This window comes from Salipiger sp. PrR002 (assembly GCF_010500775.1).
Lineage (GTDB): Bacteria > Pseudomonadota > Alphaproteobacteria > Rhodobacterales > Rhodobacteraceae > Salipiger.
This window is the reverse complement of the sequence record NZ_JAAGOU010000057.1, coordinates 1-9,818: the sequence shown is the minus strand read 5'-3', so window position 1 is coordinate 9,818 and position 9,818 is coordinate 1. Positions and strand designations below refer to the sequence as shown.

The following is a 9,818-nucleotide window of genomic DNA, read 5'->3' as shown; positions in this document are numbered from 1 at the left end:
GCGTGACGGAGATGACGTAAACGCCGCGGGCGTCAGAGGTGAGAAGGGTCATTTCAGGAAACCTCGGGTGGGGCGGTGAAAAGGCCGGCCGCGACGATCTGCGCGGCCGGTGTGGTCTTAGGTCGGGCGTCAGGCCGGGACGGCAAGCTGCAGCGTCTCGAGCGCCGCGATGGCGCGCTGCATCGCCTCTTCGAGCCGCGCGTCGTCGAGCGCATAGGCGAGCCGCAGATAGCCCGGCGTGCCGAAGGCCGAGCCCGGCACCACGCCGATGCGGCCCGCGGTCAGCAGGAAGTCGGCGACGTCCATGTCACTCTCGATCACCTTGCCCTCGGGGGTGCGGGCGCCAAAAAGGCCGGTGCAGTCGGGGAAGACGTAGAAGCTGGCGGGCGGGGTCGCGCAGGTGATGCCGGGCATCTTGTCGATGGCGGCGATCACCATGTCGCGGCGGGCCTTCAGCCGGGCATTGCGCTCGGGCAGGAAGTCGGCGGGCGCGGTCAGCGCGGCGACGGTGGCGGCCTGCGAGATCGCCGAGGGGTTCGAGGTGCTCTGCGATTGCAGGATGTCCATCGCGCGCACCAGCCATTCCGGCCCTGCCGCATAGCCGAGGCGCCAGCCGGTCATCGCGTAGCCCTTCGACACGCCGTTTACCGTCAGAATGCGGTCCGCCAGCTCGGGCGCGACCGCTGCGGGCGTAGCAAAGCTGCCCTCATGCACCACCAGCTCGTAGATGTCGTCGGCCATGATCAGCGTGTGGTGATCGGCCAGCACCTTGCAAAGCGCGGCGATGTCGGCCTCGGAGTAGAGCGCGCCGGTGGGGTTGTTCGGCGAGTTCAGCAGCACCCATTTGGTCTTGGGCGTCAGCGCGGCGGCCAGCGTCTCGGGGGTGAGCTTCCAGCCGTTCTCGGCGGTGCAGGGGGCGATCACCGGGGTGCCACCCGCGAGGCTGACCATATCGGGGTAGCTGACCCAATAGGGCGCGGGGATGATCACCTCGTCGCCCGCATCCAGCGTTGCCATCAGCGCGTTGAACACCAGCTGCTTGGCGCCATTGCCGGCGATGATCTGCGAGGGCTTGTAGCTCAACCCGTTCTCGCGCTCGAACTTGGCGGCGATCGCGGCCTTCAGTTCGGGCGTGCCCGAGCTGGCGGTGTATTTGGTCTGGCCGCCGCGGATCGCAGCGATCCCCGCCTCGGCGATATGCTCGGGCGTGGCGAAGTCGAGCTCGCCTTGGCCAAGGCTGATGATGTCATGGCCCTCGGCCTTCATCTGCTGCAGCTTCAGCGCAAGTTCGATGGTCGGCGAGGGACGTACGGCCGCCATGCGGCTGGCAAGGTACTGGGTCATGGGAGTGGTCCTGAAATGGCCGCGACGGGCCGTTGAAAACAGCCCCGCGCCGGGGAGGACGGCGCGGGGCTGAATGGGAGGGATCAGGCGGGGGCGAGCGCGGCTGCGCGACGCGACGCGATATACTGCTCGCGCAGCTCGCGGGTCAGCGCGCCGGGGGCCCCGTCGCCGATCACCTCGCCATCAATGCGCACCACCGGCACGACGAAGTTGGTGGCCGAGGTGATGAAGGCCTCGCGGGCGTCGCGCGCCTCGTCGGGGGTGAAGGCGCGTTCTTCGATCTCGACGCCATGGCGCGCCGCCAGTTCGAGCACCGCGGCGCGGGTCACGCCCGGCAGCAGCGCATGCGACAGCTCGCGGGTGATGAGCTTGCCGTCCTTGCTGACGATATGCGCGGTGGCGGCGCTGGCCTCGGTGACAAACCCGTCCTCAAAGAGCCATGCGTCATCAGCGCCGCGCGCCTTGGCTTCCATCTTTGCCATCGACGGGTAGAGCAGCTGCACAGTCTTGATGTCGCGGCGGCCCCAGCGCAGGTCGGGCAGCAGCGCGACCGAGATGCCGGTCTCGGCGGCGCGGTTCACCAGCACGTCCTTGGCTTGGGTGAACATCACCAGCGTCGGCTCGGTGCCCTCGGGCGGGAAGGCGAAGTCACGCTCGGCGACGCCGCGGCTGAGCTGCAGATAGATCAAGCCGCTCTTCATCTCGTTGCGCGCGACGATCTCGTGGTGCGCGGCCAGCAGCGCATCATCGTCGAGCGGCAGCGTGAGGCCCAGTTCGGCGGCGGAGCGGCGCAGGCGGGCGGCGTGACCGGCATAGTCGAGCAGCGCGCCGTCGAGCACGCAGGTCACTTCGTAGATGGCATCGCCCATCAGGAAGGCGCGGTCGAAGATCGACACTTTCGCTTCTTCTTCGGGCAGCCACTGGCCGTTGAGGTAGACAATTCGGGACATGGTTCAGGATCTTCCGGGAGCAGCAAAGGGAGCGATGGTGACGCCGTTCTCTTCCAGCGACTTGCGCAGGGCGGCGGCGATCTGCGGGGCCCCGGCGGTGTCGCCGTGGATGCAGAGCGTGGCGGGCTCCACCGGCAGGCGCTTGCCGCCAGTGGTGGGGATGCGCTTGTTCAGCACCATCTCCAGCACCTGTTCGGTGCTTTGGGCGATGTCGTGGATCACCGCGCCGGGCTGGCTGCGCGGGGTCAGCTCGCCCGCGTCGGTATAGCTGCGGTCGGCGTAGATTTCGCAGGCGACGCGCAGACCGGCCTTCTCGGCGGCCGTGTAGGTCTCGGAGTAGGGCAGCGAGACATAGATCAGCGAGGGGTCAACCGCGGCGACAGCGCGGGCGCAGACGGCAGCCAGTTCCGGGTCGGTCGCGGCCATATTGCCAAGCGCGCCATGGGTCTTCACATGGGTCATTGGATGGCCCTCGGCCTCGGCCATGCCCTGCATCGCGGCAATCTGGTAGATCAGCTGCGCCTCGAGATCCTCGGGCCGCTCACCCGAGATGCGGCGGCGCCCGAAGCCATAGAGGTCCATGAACGAGGGATGCGCGCCCACCGCCACGCCCGCCGCCTTGGCAAGCTGGATGGTGCGGCGCATCACCACCGGATCACCGGCGTGAAAGCCGCAGGCGACATTGGCGGTTGTCACGGTTTCGAGCATCTTCGCGTCGTCGCCGATGGAATAGGCGCCAAAGCTCTCGCCCATGTCGCAGTTGAGGTCCAAGGTGACCGTCATTCGCTCCCTCCTGGGATCTGATCGTGGGTCTTGTCGTCCGGCGTGTCAGAGGCGCCGGAGCAGGCCCGTCGTTTGCCTGATTGCATTCTGGATACAGCTGGTATACTGAAAATGCAAGCAAGGCAGAAGAGGTTTTTGAATGAGCATCCAGGCGCATGATCTTGCGGGCAAACCGGGCAAGGGCCCGGCCTTTCTGGCGGTCGGTGACTCTGCGCTCGCGGTGCAATTTGGCGAGTCTGTGGACGCGGAGACCAACCGCCGGGTGATTGCGCTTGCCGAAAGCCTGACCGATCTGCCGCTCGACGGTGTGCTGGAATGCGTGCCGACCTACCGCTCGCTGCTGGTGAGCTATGATCCCGCGCGGCTGCGCGGTGCGGCGCTCGAGGCGGCACTGGCGCAGCGCGTCGCGCAATTGCAGCTGGGGGATGAGGCCGCGCGCCGCTGGCGGGTGCCGGTGGTCTATGGCGGAGAGGTCGGCCTCGATCTTGAGGATCTCGCGCGTGAAAAAGAGCTCACCCCGGACGAGCTGATCGAGTTGCACAGCGCCGCCGAGTTCCGCGTCTATATGATCGGCTTTGCGCCGGGGTTCGCCTATCTTGGCGGTCTGCCCGAGGCGCTGCACACGCCGCGTCTGCCGAAGCCGCGCATGTCGATCCCGGCGGGGGCCATCGGCATCGGCGGGCAGCAGGGCAGCATCAACTCGGTGACCGGCCCGTCGGGCTGGCGATTCATCGGCTGGACGCCGTGGCGGGCCTTTGACCCCGCCCGCGCCGAGCCTTTCCTCTTCGCCGCCGGAGACCGGCTGAGCTTTGTGCCGGTCAGTGCCGTGGAAGGTGCGAAAATCGAGGCCGCGATCGCTGCCGGAGAGATGTTGCCGGAGGCCGTGCAATGAGCTTGGAAATTCTCAGCACCGGCCCGATGCTGTCCGTGCAGGACCAAGGCCGCCACGGGCGCAAGCGCTTCGGCGTGCCCTCTGCGGGGGCGATGGACCGCCCCGCGATGGATCTGGCCAATGCGCTCTGCGGCAACGCTTTGACCGCCGCCGCGCTGGAGTTCACCGCCATCGGCGGCAGCTTCAAGGCGGGCCGCGCGCTGCGCCTCGCCGTGACCGGCGGCGAGTGCGACATCCGCATCGGCGAGCGTGTGCTCGGCGCCGGACAAAGCCACACGGTCGAGGCCGGCGAGGTGGTGAAAATCGGCGTGCTGAAGGGCGCGACCTGGGGCTATATCGCGGTGTCGGGCGGCATCGCCGTGCCCGAGGTTCTGGGCGCCCGCGCCACGCATCTGCGCTTTGCGCTTGGCGGGGTCGAGGGGCGCGCGCTGCAGGCGGGGGATCTGCTGCCGCTTGGCGAAGAGGCTGAGGGCGGCATTTGCCTGCGCCCGCGCGAACCCGCTGCCCGCCCCGGCGCGATAGCCCCCGAGCGGCCGATCCGCGTGGTGCTTGGCCCGCAGGACGATTATTTCGCGCCCGAGGTCATCGCGCAGCTGAAAACCGCGTGCTTCCGCATCACGCCGCAGCGCGACCGCATGGCGATGGTGCTGGACGGCCCGCCGCTGACCGCCGCGCGCGGCCATGACATCGTCTCGGACGGCATCGTTTCGGGCGCCATTCAGGTGCCCTCGTCGGGCCAGCCGATGGTGCTGATGGCCGACTCGCAGACCACCGGCGGCTATCCCAAGATCGCCACGGTGATCTCTGCCGACCTGCCGCGTCTCGCGCAGCTGCCCACCGGGGCCGATCTGCGCTTCGAGATTGTAAGTCGCGACGAGGCCGAGGATATTCTGCTCGCCGAACGGGCACGGCTGCATGAGGTGTTGGCGTCTTTGGTGCCCGCGACCGGGATGATGCTCAGTTCGGGCTTTCTGCTGTCGTGCAATCTTGCGGGCGGTATTGTCGAGCCCGAGGCCGTCATGGGCCGGGATCTGGAGCTATCGGAGGACACAGCGGCATGAGCGGCAAAAACCTTGCGGCGACCGCCTATCGGGAGCTGATCAGGCGCATTCTCGAGGGCGAGCTAAAGCCCGGCGACACGCTGCAGGAATCCCATCTGTGCACCGAGCTTGATATGTCGCGCACGCCGGTGCGCGAGGCCATCGCGCGGATCCGCAGCGAGGGGCTGGCCGAACAATCGGGCCGCTTCCTGCGGGTGCGCCGCATCGGCCCCGAAGAGATCGACGAGATCTTCTTTCTGCGCCGCGCGCTCGAACCCTCGGCGGTGCGCGCCGCCACCGGGCGGCTCACGCCCGAGCAGATAGGCGCGCTGGAGGCCGATGTGCGCGGCCTCATGCAGCAGGGGCCGGGGCAGGACGATCTGCAATGGCACGTGGACCGCAAGTTCCACGCCTCCATCGCGATTGCGGCGGGCAATCCCGCGGTTGCCAAGGTCATTCAGGACCTGCACATGCGCACCTGCATCTTCGACCACCGCGTCGTGCCCGCGCGCTTCATCCGCGGCTGCGAAGAGCACCTCGCCCTGCTCGCCGCCATGCGCGGCGGCCTTCGCGACGAGGCGGCGGCCCTGATGGGCGCGCATCTTGACCACGCCCGCGACGCCATCTTCGAGCACCTCGGCAAGGTGCACACCGACCCTACCGAAAAGGCCTTCCGGACATGAAATGTCTCATCGTTCAGCCCGTGCATGACGCCGGGCTCGCCCTCCTGCGCAGCAATGGCATCGAGCCGGTGCCCTGCAGCGGCACCGACGCCGCCAGCATCGCCCGCTCGGTGCAGGGCTGCGACGCCGCGATCACCCGCGACGCGGGCTTCCCGCGCGAGGCGTTCGAAGCCGCCGACCGCCTGCGCGCCGTGGTGGTGCATGGCACCGGGCACAACGCTGTCGACAAAGAGGCCGCCATCGAGCGCGGCGTGCTGGTCGCCAACACCCCGGGCGCCAATGCGCAATCGGTGGCTGAACTGACCCTCGGCCTCGCGCTGGCGCTGGCGCGCGGCGTGCCGGGCGCAGACCGCTGGGAACGCGCGGGCACGCCGGGCTTTCGCGAGTCGGTGAGTTTCCGCGAACTGTCGGGCAAGACCGTGCTGGTGGTCGGCTGGGGCAGCATCGGCAGCCGCTTCGGGCAGATGGCCGCAAGCGCCTTTGGTATGAAGGTTCTGGTGCATTCGCCGCGCGCCCGCGACATCGGCGGGTTCATCCGTGTGGACAGCCTCGAAGAGGGGCTGGCGCAGGCCGATCTGGTGACGCTGCACACGCCGCTGCGTCCTGAGACGCACCACATGTTCAACGCCGCGCGCTTTGCGGCGATGAAGCCGGGTGCGCAGCTGGTCAACGTGGCGCGGGCTGAACTGGTCGACGAGGCGGCGCTGGCGGGTGCATTGGCCAGCGGCCATCTCGGCGGCGCGGCGCTGGACGTCTACAGCCATGGCGCGGGCACCGGCCCGCTGGCGGCGTTCTCCAACGTGATCTTCACGCCGCATCTGGGCGGCACCACCGAAGAGGCCCTGCGCCGCGTCGCCATGGGTGCGGCGGGCCATGTGGTCACCGCGCTGACCGGCGGCGTGCCCGAAACGGTGCTCACCCCGGTCCCGCAGGCACAAACCGCGGAGGCAAGCGCATGAGCGAGACACTGACCGCCCCGCCGCGCGCGCTTATCGCGGGCACCATCTCGCGCGTGCTGACCCGCGTGAACGCGATCACCGAAGACGGACCGGGCTGGACCCGTCCTTCTTACAGCGCGCTGGAAAGCGCGGCGCATGTGGTGATCGAGGAAGAGGCCAAGGCGCTTGGCTGCGAGGTCCGGCGCGATGTGGCGGGCAACCTCTTTGCCACGCTGCCGGGCCGCGACCCTTCGGCAAAGCCGCTCTATATCGGCTCGCATCTCGATACGGTCAGCCAAGGCGGGGCCTATGACGGGCAGGCGGGGGTGATCGGCGCGCTGGCGGTCATCGCTGCGTTGCGCGATCAGGGCATCACCCCGGCCTCGGACATCGTGCTGATCGTCACCCGCGCCGAGGAAAGCGTCTGGTTCCCGGTCTCTTACGCGGGATCGCGCGCCGGGCTCGGCCGCCTGAACCCCGAGGATTTCGACGCCAAGCGCTCGGACACCGGGCTCTCGCTGGCCGAGCACCTCAAGATGGAGGGCTTTGATCCCGACGCGGTGCGCGACATCGTCCCGCCCGCCCCGGCGCGCTTTTTGGAGTTCCACATCGAGCAGGGCCCGGTGCTGGATGACGCGGGCGAAGCCTATGCGGTGGTCGATGCGGTGCGCGGCGGTCTGCGCTATCGCAACGCGCAGGTGCATGGCACTTGGGCGCATTCGGGCGGCGCGCCCCGGGTCAGCCGTGCCGATGCGGTGGTTGCCATGGCCGATCTTATCCTCGCGATGGATGCGGTCTGGGCGCGGCTGCTGGACGCGGGCCATGATCTCACCGTGACCTTCGGCAAGCTCGACGCCGCCTCGCCGCAGCACGCTATGGCGAAAGTGCCGGGCCACGCGGAGTTCTGCCTCGATCTGCGCTCGGATGAGGTGGCGGTGCTGGAAGAGGCCGACGCGGCGCTGCAGGCAGAGATCGCCCGCATCGAGGCTGCCCGCCCCGGCATCCGGTTCGAACTCGGCGAGCAGAGCCGCTCGGCCCCGGCCCGGTTGTCCCCTTTGATGGCCGATTTCGTTGCAGGGGGTGCAGCGGCGCAGGGGGACAGCCCGCGCCGGATGCTCTCGGGCGGCGGCCATGACGCGGCGGCCTTCGGCGCGGCGGGCTGGGACAGCGTGATGGTCTTTATCCGCAACTGGAACGGCAGCCACTGTCCCGAAGAAGCGATGGATGAGGCCGATCTCGCCCGCGCCGTCGCCGCCGTTTATCTCGCCATCGTGCAGGAGAGCGCCGGATGAGCGGAGCGACGCTGGCCGAAACCGCCTACGCGCGGCTGCGCGACGACATCGTCTCGGGCACGATCCCGGCGGAAACCGTGCTGTCGGAGCGCGCGCTGACCGAAACGCTGGGCGTGTCGCGCACGCCGCTGCGGGCGGCGATCTCGCGCCTCGAGAGCGAGGGCATGGTCGACCGGCTGAGCAATGGCGTGGTGCTGGTGCGGTCGGTGACGGTCGAGCAGCTTTTGCAGATCGTGCACCTGCGCCAGACGCTGGAAAGCGCCGCTGCGGGCCGCGCCGCCCGCTTTGGCGCCACCGAACGGCTGCTGGAGATTCGCGCGCAGATGCAGGCCATCGTCGATGGGGATCCGGTCAGTTTCGATGCCTTCTGGCAGGCCGACGGCGCCTTTCACCACGCGGTGGCAGAGGCGGCGCGGCTCGATCTTCTGCCCGCCATCCTCGACGAGCAGCGCGGCATCGCGCGGCGCTGCTCGCTGACCCGCACCTATGACACTTTCGTCGATCAGGCGCGCGAGCATGTTGAGATCATCGACGCCATCGCCGCGCATGACGCAGAACTCGCCGCGGCCCGCATGGCCGGGCATTTCGATCACGTCCGGGCGCGGTTCCTCGGCACGTTCAACGCTTCCTGAGGACCCCATGAACCAGATACTCCAGACCCCTGTCGCCCTCGCGGGCAGCGCCGCCGTTTTTCCCGCCGAGGAGTTTCGCGCCCGCGCCACTGCGCTGCAGGCACGCCTCCGCGCCGAGGGGGCCGATGCCTTGCTGCTGACCGGGCCGGAAAACATCTTCTGGACCGCGGGGCGCCAGACCGCGGGCTACTTCGCCTTTCAGGCGCTGATCATGCCCGCCGAGGGCGAGCCGGTGCTGCTTGTGCGGCAGCTCGAAGAGACCGGCGCCCGCGCCGATGCGTGGTTCGACACGATCCACACATGGCAGGACGGGCAGGATCCGGCGGCGGCGCTGGCCGCGCTGGTGCGCGCGCAGGGCATCGAGCGTCTGGCGGTCGAGCGCTCGGGTTGGTTCGTCAGCCCCGACATGATGGGCCGGATCGAAACCGCGCTCTCGGGCGTGTCGCTGCTTGATGGCTCGGGCTGGACCGAAGCGCTGCGCGCGGTGAAATCCCCGCGCGAGCTGGCCGCGCTGCGGCTGGCGGCGGGCTATGCCGAGGCGGGCATGGCCGCCGCGATCGAGGCCTGCCGCGCCGGAGCCAGCGAGAACACCATCGCCGCCGCGATGACCGCCGCGGCAATCGAGGCCGGATCCGAGGCCATGGCGATGGAGCCGCTGGTCAGCTCCGGCCCGCGCTCGGGTATCCCGCACGCCACTTGGCGGCGGCGCCTGCTCGAAGAGGGCGACGGCGTCTTCCTCGAACTGGCCGCCAGCCATGACCGCTACCATGCGGCGCTGATGCGCTCGGTCTGGATCGGCACACCGCCCGAAACCGCACAGCGGATGATGGACACGGCGCTGCGCGGCCTTGATGCCGCGCTGGCAGCGATGCGCCCCGGTGTCGCCTGCTCGGTCCCGCACGAGGCGGCGCAGCAGGTCATCGACGCCGCGGGCTTCACCGCCGCTTTCCGCAAGCGCGCGGGCTATTCCATGGGCGCGGCCTTTGCCCCGGACTGGGGCGAGGGCGCGATCCTGTCGCTCTTCACCGGCGTCGAGACGCCGCTTGAACCGGGCATGGTGTTCCACCTGCCCATCACCCTGCGCGACTACGGGCGCTTTACGGTGGGCGTTTCGGAAACGGTGATCGTCACCGAGACCGGCGCCGAACCTCTGTCGTCGCTGCCGCGCCAGATCACCCTTCGCTGACACACTCAAGACATTGGAACGCAAAATGAAATCCCTCTTCCACCTCGCGATTCACGTCAAAGACCTCGACGAGACCCG

10 protein-coding genes are annotated in these 9,818 nt (G+C 69.0%); 7 read left to right on the top strand and 3 right to left on the bottom strand.

Annotated elements, in window-relative coordinates; translation table 11 throughout:
* Nucleotides 1-129: 129 nt before the first annotated feature.
* The 3 genes from G0A00_RS25490 to G0A00_RS25480 all read right to left on the bottom strand — a co-directional run bounded on the left by G0A00_RS25490 (nucleotide 130) and on the right by G0A00_RS25480 (nucleotide 3,077).
* Nucleotides 130-1,344 (bottom strand): pyridoxal phosphate-dependent aminotransferase, encoded by a 1,215-nt coding sequence (locus G0A00_RS25490; protein ID WP_164185464.1) that lies wholly within the window; start codon nucleotides 1,342-1,344, stop codon nucleotides 130-132.
* A gap of 83 nt (nucleotides 1,345-1,427) precedes the next feature.
* Nucleotides 1,428-2,294 carry a D-amino-acid transaminase gene (locus G0A00_RS25485; RefSeq protein WP_164185466.1) on the bottom strand — a complete coding sequence of 289 codons (867 nt, stop codon included), beginning with the start codon at nucleotides 2,292-2,294 and terminating at the stop codon, nucleotides 1,428-1,430.
* Nucleotides 2,295-2,297: 3 nt separating this feature from the next.
* Nucleotides 2,298-3,077 carry a LamB/YcsF family protein gene (locus G0A00_RS25480; RefSeq protein ID WP_164185468.1) on the bottom strand — a complete coding sequence of 260 codons (780 nt, stop codon included), beginning with the start codon at nucleotides 3,075-3,077 and terminating at the stop codon, nucleotides 2,298-2,300.
* A 139-nt stretch (nucleotides 3,078-3,216) separates the two neighbouring features.
* Here G0A00_RS25480 and pxpB point away from each other — a divergent pair, with 139 nt between their 5' ends.
* Genes pxpB through G0A00_RS25445 form a run of 7 tightly spaced genes read left to right on the top strand, consistent with a single transcriptional unit; the run spans nucleotide 3,217 to nucleotide 9,740 of the window.
* Nucleotides 3,217-3,969 carry a 5-oxoprolinase subunit PxpB gene (pxpB, locus tag G0A00_RS25475; protein ID WP_164185469.1) on the top strand — a complete coding sequence of 251 codons (753 nt, stop codon included), beginning with the start codon at nucleotides 3,217-3,219 and terminating at the stop codon, nucleotides 3,967-3,969.
* Nucleotides 3,966-5,030 (top strand): biotin-dependent carboxyltransferase family protein, encoded by a 1,065-nt coding sequence (locus G0A00_RS25470; RefSeq protein WP_164185470.1) that lies wholly within the window; start codon nucleotides 3,966-3,968, stop codon nucleotides 5,028-5,030. Before pxpB ends, G0A00_RS25470 begins: the two co-directional genes overlap by 4 nt.
* Nucleotides 5,027-5,692, top strand: a complete 666-nt coding sequence (locus tag G0A00_RS25465) for a GntR family transcriptional regulator (protein WP_164185471.1) — start codon at nucleotides 5,027-5,029, stop codon at nucleotides 5,690-5,692. Before G0A00_RS25470 ends, G0A00_RS25465 begins: the two co-directional genes overlap by 4 nt.
* Nucleotides 5,689-6,651, top strand: coding sequence for an NAD(P)-dependent oxidoreductase (locus G0A00_RS25460; protein WP_164185472.1), 963 nt, complete (start codon nucleotides 5,689-5,691; stop codon nucleotides 6,649-6,651). The genes G0A00_RS25465 and G0A00_RS25460 overlap by 4 nt, the downstream gene beginning before the upstream one ends.
* Complete coding sequence (locus G0A00_RS25455; RefSeq protein ID WP_164185473.1) at nucleotides 6,648-7,922, top strand: Zn-dependent hydrolase; 1,275 nt, start codon at nucleotides 6,648-6,650, stop codon at nucleotides 7,920-7,922. The genes G0A00_RS25460 and G0A00_RS25455 overlap by 4 nt, the downstream gene beginning before the upstream one ends.
* Entirely contained in the window at nucleotides 7,919-8,554 is a 636-nt protein-coding gene (locus G0A00_RS25450; protein WP_164185474.1) for a GntR family transcriptional regulator, read from the top strand. The genes G0A00_RS25455 and G0A00_RS25450 overlap by 4 nt, the downstream gene beginning before the upstream one ends.
* A 7-nt stretch (nucleotides 8,555-8,561) precedes the next feature.
* Entirely contained in the window at nucleotides 8,562-9,740 is a 1,179-nt protein-coding gene (locus G0A00_RS25445; protein ID WP_164185476.1) for a Xaa-Pro peptidase family protein, read from the top strand.
* Nucleotides 9,741-9,818 lie beyond the last annotated feature (78 nt).

Excerpts from the sequence above, each read along its gene's own strand:
- G0A00_RS25490 (WP_164185464.1), bottom strand. The coding sequence starts at position 1,344 with ATGACCCAGTACCTTGCCAGCCGCATGGCGGCCGTACGTCCCTCGCCG.
- G0A00_RS25485 (WP_164185466.1), bottom strand. The coding sequence starts at position 2,294 with ATGTCCCGAATTGTCTACCTCAACGGCCAGTGGCTGCCCGAAGAAGAA.
- G0A00_RS25480 (WP_164185468.1), bottom strand. The coding sequence starts at position 3,077 with ATGACGGTCACCTTGGACCTCAACTGCGACATGGGCGAGAGCTTTGGC.
- pxpB (WP_164185469.1), top strand. The coding sequence starts at position 3,217 with ATGAGCATCCAGGCGCATGATCTTGCGGGCAAACCGGGCAAGGGCCCG.
- G0A00_RS25470 (WP_164185470.1), top strand. The coding sequence starts at position 3,966 with ATGAGCTTGGAAATTCTCAGCACCGGCCCGATGCTGTCCGTGCAGGAC.
- G0A00_RS25465 (WP_164185471.1), top strand. The coding sequence starts at position 5,027 with ATGAGCGGCAAAAACCTTGCGGCGACCGCCTATCGGGAGCTGATCAGG.
- G0A00_RS25460 (WP_164185472.1), top strand. The coding sequence starts at position 5,689 with ATGAAATGTCTCATCGTTCAGCCCGTGCATGACGCCGGGCTCGCCCTC.
- G0A00_RS25455 (WP_164185473.1), top strand. The coding sequence starts at position 6,648 with ATGAGCGAGACACTGACCGCCCCGCCGCGCGCGCTTATCGCGGGCACC.
- G0A00_RS25450 (WP_164185474.1), top strand. The coding sequence starts at position 7,919 with ATGAGCGGAGCGACGCTGGCCGAAACCGCCTACGCGCGGCTGCGCGAC.
- G0A00_RS25445 (WP_164185476.1), top strand. The coding sequence starts at position 8,562 with ATGAACCAGATACTCCAGACCCCTGTCGCCCTCGCGGGCAGCGCCGCC.